Source organism: Azospirillum halopraeferens DSM 3675 (genome assembly GCF_000429625.1).
GTDB lineage: Bacteria > Pseudomonadota > Alphaproteobacteria > Azospirillales > Azospirillaceae > Azospirillum > Azospirillum halopraeferens.
The window spans coordinates 140,782-154,828 of the sequence record NZ_AUCF01000006.1 but is presented as its reverse complement, the minus strand read 5'-3'; the positions used below and the strand labels follow the sequence as shown (position 1 = coordinate 154,828).

Below are 14,047 nucleotides of genomic sequence, written 5' to 3'. Positions count from 1 at the left end.
CGAAAGATCGTTTCGATGCATGCATGTTTCAAGAGGCGGACGGAGAATGTCGATTTGATGAAGGGGTGTGACAACAGGGCTGACGTCGATGCCGGGGAAACTCTTTCGTTTGTGATTCGCGACGTTCATCGTTCCTTTTCGCGCGCGTTGCAGGCCAGGGCCGGCGGGCATGGCGTCAGCATGGCGCAATGGTACTTCCTGCGCGCCCTATGGGAGGAAGACGGGCTGACCCAGCGGGAGCTGAGCCAGCGGGTCGGCATGATGGAACCGACCACCGTCGCCGCGGTCAACGCGATGGAGCGGCGGGGCTTCGTCCGGCGCGTGCGCAACGAGTATGATCGGCGCAAGGTCAACATCCACCTGACGGCCAAGGGACGGTCTCTGCGCCCGGCGCTGACCGTGGCCGCTGCCGAACTGAACGGCCATGCCGTGGCCGGAATCGACCCGGTGGAGGTGGAGCGCGCGGTCGGCGTGCTGAACCGCGTCGTCGCCAACCTGGCCTCCCTGTCGGATTCGGGGGCGGCCGAGTCGCCGCTCGAAGACCGTGCGGGCGACGAGCCGATCTGAAGCGCCGGCCGGCTTCAGACCAGGCGGCCGCGCGTGCGCAGGACCAGGGCCAGGAAGAAGGGCGCGCCGACCAGCGCCGTGGCGACGCCCAGCTTGAGTTCGCCCGACGGCCCCGGCAGGCGGACCGCCACGTCGGCGGCCAGGGTCAGCGCGGCACCGCCCAGCGCGCTCGGCAACAGCAGCCGGCCCGGCTGCCAGCCCACCAGCGGGCGCAGCAGGTGCGGCACTACCAGCCCGACGAATCCGATGGTGCCGCTGACCGCCACCGCCGCCCCCACGGCCAGCGCGGTGCCGAGGATGACGCGCAGCCGCGCCCCCCGCAGGTCGACCCCCATGGAGCGCGCGGTCAGTTCCCCCAGGCTCAGGGCGTCGAGTGCCCGGCCGGTGGAGCCCAGCAGCAGCCAACCCGCGGCCATGAACGGAAAGGCGATGGCCACGTGTTGCAGGCTGCGGTCGCTGAGCGAGCCCAGCAGCCAAAACACGATCTCCGCCAGCGCGAAGGGGTTGGGCGACAGGCTGAGCGCCAGGGAGGTCATTGCGCCGGCCAGGCTGGACAGGGCGATGCCGGCCAGCACCAGCGTCAGCACCCCGGCCGTCCGCCCGGCCAGGGCGTAGAGCAGGGCCACGGCCAGCAGCGCCCCGGCGATGCCGCCGATCGGCAGGGCCAGGGGGACCGTCTGCGCCCAGCCGCCGTAGAAGGCCACGACCGCCCCCAGCGCGGCGAACGGCGAGACGCCGACCACCCCCGGCTCGGCCAGCGGATTGCGCAGCAGCCCCTGCAACGCCGCCCCCGCCAGCCCCAGGGTGGCCCCGACGCCGACCCCCAGCAGGGCGCGGGGCAGGCGGATCTCGGCCAGGATCACCGCCGCTGTGGTGTCGGCACCGGCCCAGAGGTCGGCCAGCGCGGTGGCCGGGGACACCGCGGCGGGGCCCACGCTCAGCGACAGGGCGAACAGCAGGACGACCGCCGCCGCCAGCGCCGCCACCATCAGGCGTTCCCGCGCCATCATGGCGCCGCCGCGGCCTGCCGCAGCAGGCGCACCGCCTCGGCCGTGAAGGGGGCGCCGCAGGACAGCAGCGGCGGCGGGATGTCCACCCGCCGCCCCACGGCACCCGACCGCGCCAGCGCCGGGTGCATCAGCAGGGCCTGGCGCAGGGACGGCCGGTCGGGCATGGCCGTCTCGGCGATCAGCAGGTCGGGGCGCCCGGCCACCACCGTCTCCAGCGCCAGATAGCCGTACCCGGTGAGGCCGCTGCGGGTCGCCAGATTGTCGAGCCCGGCGGCGTCCAGCACGGCGTCCGGCAGGGTGCCCGCCCCGGCCGTGAAGCCGCCGGCCTGCAGCGTCACCGCCACCGGCCGCCGGCCGCGGGGTCCGGCGTCGACCCCTTCCGCCCCTTCCGACAGGGTGCGGTCCATGGCAGCCAGCAGGTCCTCCGCCCGCGGCTCCGCCCCCAGCGCCTGCGCGACCCGGCGGACCTGGTCGCGGATCGCCGCGAAGTCGCGGGGAATGTCGAGGAGGAGCACCGGCACCCCCTTGGCACGCAGCAGCGCCACGGCGGGCTTGGCCGTGTAGCGGCCGGCCATCACCAGATCGGGGCGCAGGGGCAGCACCTCTTCCGCCGTCCCGGCGGTGCGGGGAATGCCGGCCACCCGGTCGGCCACATAGGACAAAGATGGGGAATCGGCCAGCTCGGACAGAGCCGCGATGCGCTCCCGCTCCACCAGCAGGACGACGAGCTGGTCGGCGCACAGATTCAGCGACACGATGCGCTGTGGTGCCGCCTCCGGCGCGGCGGCGGATGCCGCACCCGCCCACAGGGCGATCCATAGGACCGCCGCCGGAACGGCGATGCGAAAGGCGGCGAAGCACGCCATGGGCCGATGGCACTCCCGATGGAACCGGCGCTTGCGGCGGCGCGGAGCGGACAGTACGGGACGGCCGCGCACCCTGGCAAGCGGTGCCGCATCCCTCTATGCTGCACCGCCGCAGGCGGGCGTGGCGGGATCAGGCAAAGGGGGCGGGCAATGCGCATCGGGCTGACGGGCAGCGCCGGCACCGGCAAGACCACGCTGGCGCTCACCATGGCCGGGACGCTCGGCGTTCCCGTTCTGCACGAACGCATGCGCGAGCGCCTGCGGGCCGGCTTCAGCCTGCACGCCCTGACCCGCGCCGAACACCGGGCCCTGCTGCGCGACGACGCGGAGGATCTGGAGGCCCGCGCCGCCGCCGCCCCCGCCGGCTTCGTCGCCGACCGCACGCCTCTGGACTTCCTGGCGTTCTGGCTGTGCAACGGCTACGCCGCCGACGACCCCGCCGGCACCGACGCCTTCGCCGCGCAGGCGCGCGCCGCCGTGGCCGCCTGGGATCTCATCGTCGTTCTGCCCTGGGGGAGCCTGCCTCTGGAGGATGACGGAATACGCTACGCCAACCCCTGGCACCAGCTCCACGCCCAAACGGTGATCGAGGGGCTGTGCCGCCGCTGGGTGGCGGCGGACCGCCTGGCCTTCCTGCCCGACACCGTGCGCGAGCCCGACGGCCGCTGCGCCTGGGTGCTGCGCCGGGCGCAGGCGCGGTAGGCGGATCAATCGTCCGGATCGGGCGGCGGCGGCAGGCTGGCGCCGGTGAGGTTGGCGCCGGCGAATCGCGTGTCGCGGATGTTCGCGTCGGTCAGCACGGCGCCGGACAGGTCGGCCCCGGAGAAGTCCGCACCCGCCAGGTTGGCCCCGCGCAGATTGGCGCGCACCAGCGACGCGCCGGCGAAACGGCAGCCCGTCAGGTTGGCGGCCCATAACCGGCCGGTGGGTTTGCCGTCCGGCCCCTTGATGTCGACCCAGCCGAGGCCGGCGCCGTCCAGCCGGGCGCCGGAGAGGTCGGCGCCGCGCAGGCTGGCCCCGTCGAGGATGGCGCCGGTGAAATCGGCGTCGCGCAGATCGGCCTCCGCCATCTCGCACATGATCAGCAGGCTGTCGCGCATCTTGGCGCCGACGAGCTGCACCCCCCGCAGGGAGGCACCGCTGAGGTTCACCCCGTGCAGGTCGATATGGGACATGTCGGCGCCGTTCAGTTCGGCCCGCCCGCCCATGGCGCCGTTGGTGTTGATCCAGGTGTAGTGGCTGTGCAGGGCATCCTGGATGCGGGTCGAGAAATTCTCGGCGGAGCGGGCGAGGTTGGCGCCGGTGGTGTCGGCGCCGGCCAGGTCCACGCCCTCCAGCTTGGCGCCGTGCAGGTCGGCGTTGCGCAGGTTGGCGCCGGCCAGCACCGCGCCGGTCAGATTCGCGTCGCGCAGGACCGCGCCTTGCAGGTTCACGCCCGACAGGTTGCAGCCCCGGAGGTCGGCCCGCACCAGGTTGCAGTTCTTCATGGCCGCGCGCATCAGTGTCGCACCGGTCAGCAGCGCCCCTTCACAGTCGGCGCCGTTCATCGACACGTCGGTCAGGTCGGCGCCGGCCAGGTTGGCGTTGGCCAGGGACGCGTCGTCGAAGTCGCTGCCCGTCAGGTCGGAGCGCACGAAGTCGAGCCCGCTGCCGCCCTGGTTGCCGCCGTACAGCAGGGCGCCGCCGCGCAGGTCCGCCTCTTTCAGGATGGCGCGCTTCAGCTTGGCCCCGCGCATGCGCGCACCGCGCAGATCCGCCCGGTAGAGGTTGCAGCCGGACAGGTCGGCCTTGGTCAGGTGGGCGGCGAACAGGTCGGCGTGGCTGAGGTCGGCGTTGGTGAAGTCGCAATGGGCCAGCTTGGCGCCCGACAGCTTGCCCGACGTGAGGTTGACGCCGGAGAGGTTCGCCCCCTCCAGATTGGCCATGGTCAGGTTGGCGCGGCTTCCGCCCTGCCTGTTCTTCAGCCAGCGCTCGTGCTTTTCCAGCACGGCGACCAATTCATGCGGCGTCATGCATCCCGCCCGGCCCCGATTCCCGTCCCGTGCGGGGCACGGGGCGATTCTTCCACCCGCCCCGTGCGGGGCACGGGGCGATCCTTCCAATGGTGGACTAGTTTCTTAAAACAATCTGCTTTAATCGTTAAGGCGTTTCCCGGCGGCAGGGCTGAAGACGAGGAGCAGGGGATGACTGGCGGTCACACCGTGGTGGCGTTCGACGCCGAAATGCGACGCCTTCATGGCACGGTCGAACGCATGGGACGCCTGGCGGAAGAGCAGCTGGCCACGGCCCTGCGCGCCATCGCCGGCGTCGATGCCGACCTGGCGGCGGAGGTGATCCGGCGCGATCCGGAGATCGACCGCATGGAGGCGGAGGTCGAAAGCCTGGCGATCCGCCTGCTGGCCCTGCGCCAGCCCATGGCCCGCGACCTGCGTGAGATCGTCGCGGCGTTCAAGGTTGCATCCAACATCGAGCGGATCGGCGATTTCGCCGCCTCGGTGGCCAAGCGGACGGTGACGCTGAGCGGGCTGCCGGGCGCCGCCCCGGTGCAGTCGCTGGCCCCCATCGGCGAGATGGTGGTGGCCATGGTCCGCGATGTGGTCACGGCGTATGTGGACCAGGACGCGACCCTGGCCCTGGACGTGCGCAACCGCGACACCCGTGTCGACCACGCCTACACGGCCCTGTTCCGCGAGTTCCTCACCTACATGATGGAATCGCCGCAGCACATCACCGGCTGTACCCATCTGCTGTTCGTCGCCAAGTCGATCGAGCGCATCGGCGACCACGCCACCAACGTGGCGGAGAACGTGTGTTTCCTGGTGCAGGGCCATGCCCCGGCCGACGAGCGCGACAAGGACGACCGCAGCAGCTTCGTCATGCCGGAGCCGCCCGACACGACCCCCTGAAAAGGCGGGGAACCGCCGGGCGCGACGCCGGTTCTCCTCCCGTGAAGGTGCAGACGGGATGGTCGTTCCATGATCGCGCAACTGTTCGAATCCGACCACCTCGCGGGGCAGGAGGTGTTCAGCGTCGTCGGCAACGCCACTCAACCCGCCTGGGACGAGCGGGCCGGAGAGATGAGCGGCCTGGCGGAGCTGTGGCGGGCCCACGGCGCCATGCTGGACCGGGTCGTGGTGCCGGCCCTTCACCGCTGCGGCGTCGCCGCCGCCGACCTGGAGGAGGTGGGTGCGCTCCAGCGCCGGGTGGCGGAGTTGGCCGGTGACCTGGCGGCGCGCGCCGGTCGCGGCGGCGACGCCGGCTGGATCACCGATTTCGAACGGCTGAAAAGCCTGTTCGATGCCCAGTGCCTGCACGAGAGCAGCGGGCTGATGACCCTGATCGCCGGGCGGCTGCCCCCCGACGCCATCGCCGAGGCCACTCGTGCCGCCCGCGCCCTGCGCGGCCTGGCACCCCGGGCCGATGCGGCGGGCGTGGGGGTGGGGGCCGGGGAGGCCGGGCAGCACCGTTCCTGAAACGGGGCGGCGCCCCCGGTGCTCAGGGCGCCGCCGCCTTCTCCGCGTCGATCAGATCGACGATCCGCTTCAGCGCCGCGGCGTCCAGCGGGCTGTCCATGTCCAGGTCGTTGGCGAACTTGCGGATCTGGCCGATGGCGCGGCGCTTGGCGATGCGGGCGGCATCACCGTCGCGTTCCGGCTCCACGAACGGGCCCTTGTAGAAGGACCCGCGGAAGCTCCACTGCCGTTTGCCGTCCGCTCGCCATTCCGAGCCGTCCGACAGCTCCATGCGGCGGCCGTCGTGGGTGAACCGGGCGACCGTCGCCAGCGCCTGCGGGCCGCCCTGGGAGGTGTGCACGGTAACGCGGTCGCCGACCTTGAATTCGCTCATTCGGCAAACAGCCCTTCGGGATTTGGGGGTGGCGGGGAACATGGCGCAAGCCGGGGCGAACGTCCAGTAAAGGGCACCGCCGACAGGCGGTGCGCGATGCACCATGCGAAAGGAGGTCCCATGCCGGCCATACCGCGGGACGACCGTCCGGACAGCACGTGGGCGCTGCTGTCCGAGGGCTATCCCTTCATCATGAACCGCTGCCGCCGCTTCGGCTCGGACCTGTTCACGGCGCGGCTGATGTTCACCCCCGCCATCTGCATGTCCGGACCGGAGGCCGCACGGGTCTTCTACGAGCCCGGGCGCTTCACCCGCAACGGTGCCCTCCCGACCACTGCCCTGCGGGCGCTCCAGGACAAGGGCAGCGTGCAGACTCTGGACGGAGACGCGCACCGCCGGCGCAAAGCCATGTTCATGGAACTGATGACACCCCCGGCCATCGCCCGGCTGCAGGATCTGGTGGCCGCGGAGTGGGCCGCCGCGGCGGAGCGCTGGCACGGGGCGCCCAACGGCGTGGTTCTTCTGGCGGAGGCGCGGGGTGTCCTGTGCCGCGCCGCCGGCCGCTGGATCGGGCTGCCCCTGACCGACGCGGAAGCCGACCGCCGCACGGCGGAGATCGGCGCCATGATCGACGGCGCCGCCTCGGTCGGGCCGCGCAACTGGCGGGCCCTGTGGCTGCGCCGGCGCACCGAGCGGTGGCTGCGCGCCGTGGTCGCCGAGGTCCGCGCCGGTCGCCGGGCGGCGGAGCCGGACGGCGCGCTGGCCGTCGTCGCCGCGTACCGGGAGCCCGACGGCCGCCCGTTGGACCTGCCGGTGGCGGCGGTGGAGCTGCTCAACGTCCTGCGGCCCATCGTGGCGGTGGCCCGCTTCATCGTCTTCGCCGCCCTGGCGCTGCACGAACACCCGCACTGGCGGGACCGCATCCGCGACGGCGACGGCGACGGCGACAGCGACGCGACCGAGTGGTTCGTCCAGGAGGTGCGCCGGCTGGCTCCCTTCTTCCCCATGGTCGGCGGACGGGTGCGCGAGCCGTTCGCATGGCACGGCCATGACTTCGCCCCCGGGACGTGGGTGCTGCTGGACCTCTTCGGCACCAACCGCGACCCCCGCGCCTGGGAGGACCCGGAGGCGTTCCGGCCCGAGCGGTTCCGCGATCGCGCCATCAGCGCCTACGAGATGATTCCCCAGGGCGGCGGCGGCTTCGAAACCGGCCACCGCTGCCCCGGTGAATGGATCACCATCGCGCTGATGAAGACGTCGGTGCGCGTGCTGGCCGCCGGGCTGGACTACCGTGTGCCCGACCAGGACCTCAGCGTCGACCTCACCCGCATGCCCGCGGCGCCGCGCAGCCGCTTCATCATCGCCGATGTCCGCCGCCGGCTTACGGTGTGACGGCGATATCGGTGCGCAGGATCACCAGGTCGAAGTCGCCGATCCGCACGTCCAGGCGCAGCGACCAGGTGCCGGGAAGGGGCAATGTCAGGTCGGCGGTGTAGCCCCCGGCCTCCTGCCGGTCCAGCGGACGGGCCAGCGGCTCCACACCCGCCTCGGGCAGGGACAGGGCGGCGTCGACCGCGGCGGCGTCGACGGGGACGCCCGCGGCGTCGGTCAGGGTCACCCCCAGCCGGTTGGGGCCGACACGACCGGGGTGCATGCGCACCGCGGCCGTGACGCCCTGCGCCGTCGCCGTCAATGCAACGCCGGCGGGTGCCGCGGCCTCCGTCGCCCGCGGCGGCTCCGTCTGGGTGAGCCAGCCGGTGGCGGCGAGGATGCCGGCGACCAGCGCCAGTTCCGCCGCGATGCTGCGGCGCAGGGCGCCGGCCCCGGCTCCGGGGGGCCGGGTGAGCCGCGGCGTCAGGACGACCCGATTGAGCACCGCCAGGGTCAGCAGCACCGCGACGAGGCCGACCTTGACCAGCCAGACCCCGCCATAGCCGGTGCCGGGAAAGGCGGCGATGGCGCCGGCCTGCATGACCGTCAGCGCCGCGCCCGCCGCCACCAGAACCCCGACCGCGCCGACCGCCAGGGCGGAGAACCGCCCCACGACCGCCGCGTCCGCGGGAAGCCGCGCCAGCGCCATCGCCAGGGGCGGGAGCGCGCCCACCCAGAACGCCGCCGCCGCGGTGTGCAGGAGGATCGCCGGAACCGCCGCCCACGCCGGCGGTGCGGAGGCGGCGTGGCCGGTCATGGCGAAGGCGGCGACGCACAGGCCGGCACCGCCGGCCAGGGCCGCGGCGGCGCGGTCCGGTCGGATGGCGCCGGCCGCGATCGCCGCCAGTCCGGCCAGGGTCACCGCCAGACTGCGGGCCGGCGGCCCAGCCAACACGGCGCGCCAGACCTCCGGGCCGCCGAGACGGACGCCATGGAGGATCAGCGCGGCGACTCCGGCCACCGCCGCCACCGCCGCGGCGGCGAGCAGGACCGGCGCCACCCGGCCGGCCAGGGGATGACTGCGCCCCGGCACGAGCAGCACGAACAGGGCGCCGCCCGCCGCCGCCAGCACGCCGCCGACGTGGAAGGCGCGCAGCACCGCGGCGAGCGGGCGCAGCGGTGCCGCCTCCGCGGCGCCCGCCGGGGTGACCGGTGCGGTGCCGATGCCGAAGGCCAGGGACCCGCCCACCGGGTGGCCATCGGCCGACGTCACCCGGTAGCTGACCAGATAGCCGCCGTCCGCGGCGCCGGCGGGCAGGGCGAACCGCACCACCGTGCCGTCCGGTCCCGGCTCCGCGGTTCCGGGCAGCGGTTGGCCGTCCGGCGCGATGACCCGCAGGGCGATGAGATGCACGGGTTCGTTGAAGCGCAGCGTGACCGCCGCCGGCGGGGCCGTCAGCACGGCTCCGTCGGCGGGGATCGCCTCGACCGGCACGGCGTGCGCCCGTGCGCCGGCGCACAGGGCCAGCAGCAGGGCACACGCCAGGGCGAGGCGCAGCGGCAGGGATGCCACGGCGCCCCTGCGGGTCAGGGCTTGGGCATCAGCACGACGGCGGGGGCCGGCTCGTCATGGTCGGCCGCCGTCTTCCCCGGTTCGGGAATGGCGATCCAGCGGTGGGCGCCGGTTTCGCAGTCCTGGACCACGGGGAAATGGATGGCGGTGCCGGGAGCCCCGTCGGGCAGGCGGGCGCGGAACACGAACTCGTCATACCAGGCGTCGGGCAGCGGGCCGCCGGTCCAGGTGATCTCGGTGATCCCCCGGGTGACCGTGCGGCCGTGTTCCGTGTAGCTGCCGGAATAGGGGCCTTCGGTGGTCTGCAGCGTCCAGCCGGGCTTGGGCATCGGCTTGACGGCGATGACGCCCTCGGGGATGCGGACGCGGATGGCTGTGGTGGGTGACCCCTTGCAGCCATGGCCGACTCGCAGGACGGCCTTGTAGGTGCTGCCGGCCGGAGCCTTGGCGGTTTCCAGGGTGACGTGGGCGTGCGCGGCGGCGGATGCCGCGATCAGGGCGGCGGCAACGGCGGCCGCAGCGGACAGGCGCATGTTCGGCGCTCCGATGAACGGGTAGGACCGGGCGCGGGCAGGAAGCCCGCGCCATGGAAAAGGGGTGGTCAAACCGTGATCGGTGGAGCGCGCGAGCGGTAGGCGGCCGGCCGGACGGTGGCGCGGATGCTCTGCGCGACGGCTGCGACCGATTCCGACCGTGCCGACGGCAGCGGCGCGGCGACGGCGTCGGGCGGCAGCAGCAGCGACCCGGCGGCGGCCTGGCAGATCAGGCAGCGGGCATGGCCGGCGTGGTCGCGATCCTCGCCGTGCCCCGGTGCCCCGGCGTCGGGAACGGCATCGGGGTGGGCGGTGCAGATCGACGCGGCGTCGAACCCGGCGGGGCCGGCGTGGCCAACCGCCATCCGCAGGGCCAGCGGGCCGACCAGAACGGCCTGCAGCACCAGCGCCAGGACCGCCAGCCAGGCGACCGGACGCGTGGCGCACGGGGTGCGCGGCGGGCGGGTCGGTCGTCCGGACGGGGTGGCCATGGCGCCACCTTAGCCGTGAATGCGACCTGTTCGCAACGTGCCGCCGTTCCGCGCTGCGGAATTCCGCCGGGGATCAGGCGGCGCCGGTGCGCGAGCGGCCGAAGACGACCGCCGTCGCCGCGGCGAGACCGGCGGCCAGATAGATCGCCCCCATGGGCACCCACATGATCAGCCCGGCCAGTTGCTGGTCCTCCAGCGGCGTCAGGCCCCAGGCGGCGGTGCGGTCGGCGAAGACCGGGTACCAGGGGCTGGGCGCGAAGGTGAGCAGGGCGCCCAGCACCCCGGTCTGAATCAGCGCGCAGAGGATGGCGATCACCGCCGCACCGGGCGCCGCGGCGCCGGCGTCCGGCCGCACGGCACCACCGATGGCCGCGTACCAGAACAGCGCGCTGACCGCCAGCAGGCCGAACACCAGCAGCACATGGGCGGTCGCCCCGTCCAGCGCCCCCTGGTAGACCACCGGCGCGTGCGCGCCCCAGATGGCCACGGCGTACAGGGCGCCGGCGGCCAGCGGCCCGCAACGGGGCAGCCGCCGGTGCGCCGGCAAGGCCAGCAGCGCGCCGATGACCAGCAGAGGCGGCGCCAGGGCCACCAGAATGACGTGCTGCACCATGTGCGCCCACGCCAGCGCCGCTGCCATGCGGCACAGCGGCGACACCAGCGCGAGCGCCACGAGCGTCCAGCCCGTCAGAAAACACGCCGGGCCCGCGGCGGAGCCGCGCCCGCTCTGCCCGTGCCCGCGGACCAGCACCCCGAGGTAGGCGGCGAGCATCAGCACCAGCGGACCGACGACCGCGGGGGCGAAGCTCCACGCCTGCCATAGGGTCTGCGGGGTCACCGCCGGGCGGGTGGCCAGACACAGCGACAGCAGCGCGAAATCGTCGGGGGGCAGCATGGTGTCGGTACTCCCTGGCCGGAAAGGGGCCTGCCGGGCGCGGCGCCGCCCGCACCGGTGCAACGGCGCACGCCGTGATCGGTTCCGCCGTCCGGTGCAGCTTGCCCCCCGCGGGTTGTCGGGGATAAAAGCGATCCGGCCGGTCCGACAGGCCGGCGGCGGGGCAGGGCGCGGGGGAACGGTCCGGGATGGCGGTTGACACGACGCTGGCGCGCCGCGCCTCGCTGGTGATCGCGGCGACCGTCTGCCTGGCGGTGGTCCTCACCCTGGTGCTCGCTTACTACAAATTCCAGCGGACCCTGATCGAGGTCGCCACCTCCCGCCTGACGGTGGTGGTGGAGGAGGTCCGCCGCAAGACCGAGTACGGCCTGACGCTGGGTCTCGACCTGGCCGAGCTGGAGGATGCCCGCGCCCTGCTGGACCGTGCCGCGGCCACCGCGCCGGAGGTGGTGGGGCTGGTCATCGTCGCCGAAGACGGCAGCGTGCTGTTCGCCACGGACGACGGGCGCAGCGAAACGCAGGCTGCGGCGGGCGGCGGCCCATCGGTCACCATCGACGGGGACTCCGCCCGCCTGTCCGCGGACATCCGCAACAGCTTCGGCCAGGTGGTCGGGGCCGTCGTTCTGCACGCCACGCTCGCCACCCTGCGCGCCGAGGTAGCCGGCGTGCGCGACCGGCTGGTGCAGGTCGGGCTGGGCCTGCTGGCCCTGGGGGGACTGGTGACGCTGGTGGCGGTGCGGGTCCTGCTGGGGCGGGCGCGGTTCGACGGTGTGGAGGGGCAGGGTGAACGCCTCGCCGCCGCCGTGCGCGAGGCGGAGGAGTCGATGGACGAGGCCGAGCGCCTGCTCGACCGGGCGCAGCGGTCATGAACGCACGGACGCGCGATCCGGTCCGGGCGCTGGTCTACCGCCTGACGGTGGCGACGCTGGCGGTGCTGCTGGTGATGGCGGGGCTCGCCTCGTGGGCGGCGCTCGACCGGTTCGAGCGGGTGTTCGCGCCGGAACTGGAGCGCAAGGCGCACACCGTGGGCGAGGTCCTGGCGGCCCAGATCAACCGGGCGCTGGGCTTCGGCATCCCGCTGGACCGGCTGCCCGGCATCCATGACGCGCTGGAGGCCGAGATCGGCGCCCACGCGGACATCGCCTACGCCGCGGTGACCGACGCTGACGGCCGGGTCATCGCCGCCGCCGGCCGCCCCGCCGCGGTGGGCGACCGACTGTCCGCCACCGCCGGGTCGGAGGTGTATCCCGGATTTGTCGACGTGGCGGTACCGCTGGGCGACGCGGACGGGACGGCGGAGGCGCGGCTGCACGTGGGCGTCGACCGGGCGTACCTGGCCAAGGCATCGGTCGACCTGATGCTGGACGTGCTGTCGGTGCTGCTCGTCTCGGTGCTGCTGACGTTCGAGGTGCTGCTGGTGGTGGTCAATCTGGCCATGCGCCGCACCACCGCCCGCCTGCGCCTGATCGAACTGGCGGAGGCCGGGGATTTCCGCGGCGATCCGGCGGTGGCGTTGCGGGCGCACGCGGCGATCCTGGCCGGGGTCAACGCACGCTTCGCCGAACTGTCGCGCCGGGCCGCGGCGGCCGGCGGCCGGGCCGCGGCGGAGGCGGCGGAGCGGCTGCACGCGCTGGGCCGGCGCTTCGTGTTCCGCACCCCCGGCACGCCGCCGGTGCCGTCCGCCAACCTCGTCTATCTCCGCCTGCCCGTCTTCCTGTTCTGCCTGTCGGAGGAGCTGTCGCGCCCCTTCCTGCCGGCGTACGCCCGCAGCTTCGCCTCGTCCGCGCCGTGGCTGACGCCCGACATGGTGGTCGGGCTGCCGATCACCCTGTTCATGCTGGTGTGGGCCCTGTCGCAGCCCAGCGGGGCCGCCTGGTCGGAACGGTGGGGGCGGCGGCGCGCCTTCGTGGCGGGCGCGCTGCTCGGCTCCGTCAGTCTGGCCATGACCGCCTTCGCGGCCACCCTGTGGGACCTGCTGCTGTGGCGCTGCCTGACCGCGCTCGGCTACGGGCTGGTGCTGATCACCGCCCAGGGCATCGTCATCGACCGCACCACCCGCGACAACCGCGCCATGGGCATGGCCATGTTCATCGGCGGGCTGTTGGCCGCGGGGGTGTGCGGGCCGCTGACCGGCGGCATCATCGCCGATCAGGTCGGCCCGCGCGCCACCTTCCTGGTGGGGGCGGCGCTGGCGCTGGTGTCGGGAATCGCCATCGTCGCGGCGTTCGGACGTACGGAGCGTACGCCCGAAGCGGCACCCGTACGCCTGTCCCTGGTCGGCTCCGCCGCGGTGCTGGCGCGCACGCCCCGCTTCGCCATCCTGATGCTGCTGAGCGCCATCCCCACGAAGATCGCCGCCACCGGCGTCCTGTTCTGCCTGGTGCCGCTGATGCTGGCCGCCGACGGCGCCAGCAAGGCCGAGGTCGGGCGGGCGCAGATGATGTATTTCGTCGCCTTCATCCTGGTGTCGCCCCTGGCCGCAGCCCTGTCCGACCGCTGGCAGGCGCGGCGGGAGTTCGTCGCGCTGGGCGGGCTGGGCACGCTGCTCAGCGCGGTGCCGCTCCTGATGAGCCACGGGGCGTGGGCCGCGCCGGCCGCCGTCGCCCTGTTCGGCCTGTCGCAGGCGTTCATCGGCGCGCCGCAACTTACGCTGGTGTCGCAGGTGGCCCGCGACGCGGGTATCGCGGAGACCGCGGCCATCGGCTGGTTTCGCATGTTCGAACGCATGGGTGGCGCCATCGGACCTATGGTTGCCGTGGCGTTGTCCGTGCTGTACTCCTATCGCGAGGCCATGGTCGCCGTCAGCCTGCTGTGCGGCGCCGCAGCCGTGCTGTTCTGGCTGGCCTTCCGTCCCCGCCCGCCGCGACCGCATCCGCACGTCCAGGAGGCTTGAGA

At 73.6% G+C, this 14,047-nt stretch carries 15 protein-coding genes; 7 read left to right on the top strand and 8 right to left on the bottom strand.

Going from position 1 to position 14,047, the window contains the following annotated elements:
• The first annotated feature begins 111 nt into the window (after positions 1 to 111).
• A complete protein-coding gene (locus G472_RS32060) occupies positions 112 to 567 on the top strand; it encodes a MarR family winged helix-turn-helix transcriptional regulator (RefSeq protein ID WP_245593434.1) in 456 nt (151 codons plus the stop codon).
• Positions 568 to 581: 14 nt separating this feature from the next.
• Here the strand turns inward: G472_RS32060 and G472_RS0108570 are convergent, their stop codons facing one another.
• Both G472_RS0108570 and G472_RS32055 read right to left on the bottom strand, forming a co-directional pair.
• Positions 582 to 1,574 (bottom strand): FecCD family ABC transporter permease, encoded by a 993-nt coding sequence (locus G472_RS0108570; protein WP_035691737.1) that lies wholly within the window; start codon positions 1,572 to 1,574, stop codon positions 582 to 584.
• On the bottom strand, positions 1,574 to 2,443 hold the full coding sequence (locus G472_RS32055; protein ID WP_035691734.1) for an ABC transporter substrate-binding protein: 870 nt from the start codon (positions 2,441 to 2,443) through the stop codon (positions 1,574 to 1,576). Before G472_RS32055 ends, G472_RS0108570 begins: the two co-directional genes overlap by 1 nt.
• Before the next feature lie 150 nt (positions 2,444 to 2,593).
• On the opposite strand from G472_RS32055, the gene G472_RS0108560 reads away from it, so the two are divergent.
• Positions 2,594 to 3,145, top strand: a complete 552-nt coding sequence (locus G472_RS0108560) for an AAA family ATPase (protein ID WP_029008046.1) — start codon at positions 2,594 to 2,596, stop codon at positions 3,143 to 3,145.
• Positions 3,146 to 3,150: 5 nt separating this feature from the next.
• Here G472_RS0108560 and G472_RS0108555 read toward each other — a convergent pair whose 3' ends face one another.
• Positions 3,151 to 4,455, bottom strand: coding sequence for a pentapeptide repeat-containing protein (locus G472_RS0108555; protein WP_029008045.1), 1,305 nt, complete (start codon positions 4,453 to 4,455; stop codon positions 3,151 to 3,153).
• A gap of 171 nt (positions 4,456 to 4,626) precedes the next feature.
• Here G472_RS0108555 and phoU point away from each other — a divergent pair, with 171 nt between their 5' ends.
• Entirely contained in the window at positions 4,627 to 5,349 is a 723-nt protein-coding gene (gene phoU / locus G472_RS0108550) for a phosphate signaling complex protein PhoU (protein ID WP_029008044.1), read from the top strand.
• A 69-nt stretch (positions 5,350 to 5,418) separates the two neighbouring features.
• A complete protein-coding gene (locus G472_RS0108545; RefSeq protein WP_029008043.1) occupies positions 5,419 to 5,916 on the top strand; it encodes a hypothetical protein in 498 nt (165 codons plus the stop codon).
• Positions 5,917 to 5,938: 22 nt separating this feature from the next.
• Here G472_RS0108545 and G472_RS0108540 read toward each other — a convergent pair whose 3' ends face one another.
• Positions 5,939 to 6,289: a hypothetical protein gene (locus G472_RS0108540; protein WP_029008042.1), complete on the bottom strand. Its 351-nt coding sequence runs from the start codon at positions 6,287 to 6,289 to the stop codon at positions 5,939 to 5,941.
• Between the two features lie 120 nt (positions 6,290 to 6,409).
• Here G472_RS0108540 and G472_RS0108535 point away from each other — a divergent pair, with 120 nt between their 5' ends.
• Entirely contained in the window at positions 6,410 to 7,681 is a 1,272-nt protein-coding gene (locus tag G472_RS0108535) for a cytochrome P450 (protein WP_029008041.1), read from the top strand.
• Here the strand turns inward: G472_RS0108535 and G472_RS0108530 are convergent.
• The 4 genes from G472_RS0108530 to G472_RS32050 form a co-directional block, all read right to left on the bottom strand.
• Entirely contained in the window at positions 7,671 to 9,233 is a 1,563-nt protein-coding gene (locus G472_RS0108530; RefSeq protein ID WP_051340587.1) for a copper resistance CopC/CopD family protein, read from the bottom strand. The two genes, G472_RS0108535 and G472_RS0108530, sit on opposite strands and share 11 nt — an antisense overlap.
• Before the next feature lie 14 nt (positions 9,234 to 9,247).
• Positions 9,248 to 9,766 (bottom strand): YcnI family copper-binding membrane protein, encoded by a 519-nt coding sequence (locus G472_RS0108525; protein WP_029008039.1) that lies wholly within the window; start codon positions 9,764 to 9,766, stop codon positions 9,248 to 9,250.
• Between the two features lie 68 nt (positions 9,767 to 9,834).
• A complete protein-coding gene (locus G472_RS0108520) occupies positions 9,835 to 10,257 on the bottom strand; it encodes a DUF2946 family protein (RefSeq protein WP_029008038.1) in 423 nt (140 codons plus the stop codon).
• A 73-nt stretch (positions 10,258 to 10,330) separates the two neighbouring features.
• A complete protein-coding gene (locus tag G472_RS32050) occupies positions 10,331 to 11,152 on the bottom strand; it encodes a cytochrome c oxidase assembly protein (protein ID WP_051340586.1) in 822 nt (273 codons plus the stop codon).
• A gap of 188 nt (positions 11,153 to 11,340) precedes the next feature.
• Here G472_RS32050 and G472_RS32045 point away from each other — a divergent pair, with 188 nt between their 5' ends.
• On the top strand, positions 11,341 to 12,021 hold the full coding sequence (locus G472_RS32045; RefSeq protein WP_035691641.1) for a hypothetical protein: 681 nt from the start codon (positions 11,341 to 11,343) through the stop codon (positions 12,019 to 12,021).
• A complete protein-coding gene (locus tag G472_RS0108505; RefSeq protein ID WP_029008037.1) occupies positions 12,018 to 14,045 on the top strand; it encodes an MFS transporter in 2,028 nt (675 codons plus the stop codon). The genes G472_RS32045 and G472_RS0108505 overlap by 4 nt, the downstream gene beginning before the upstream one ends.
• Positions 14,046 to 14,047 lie beyond the last annotated feature (2 nt).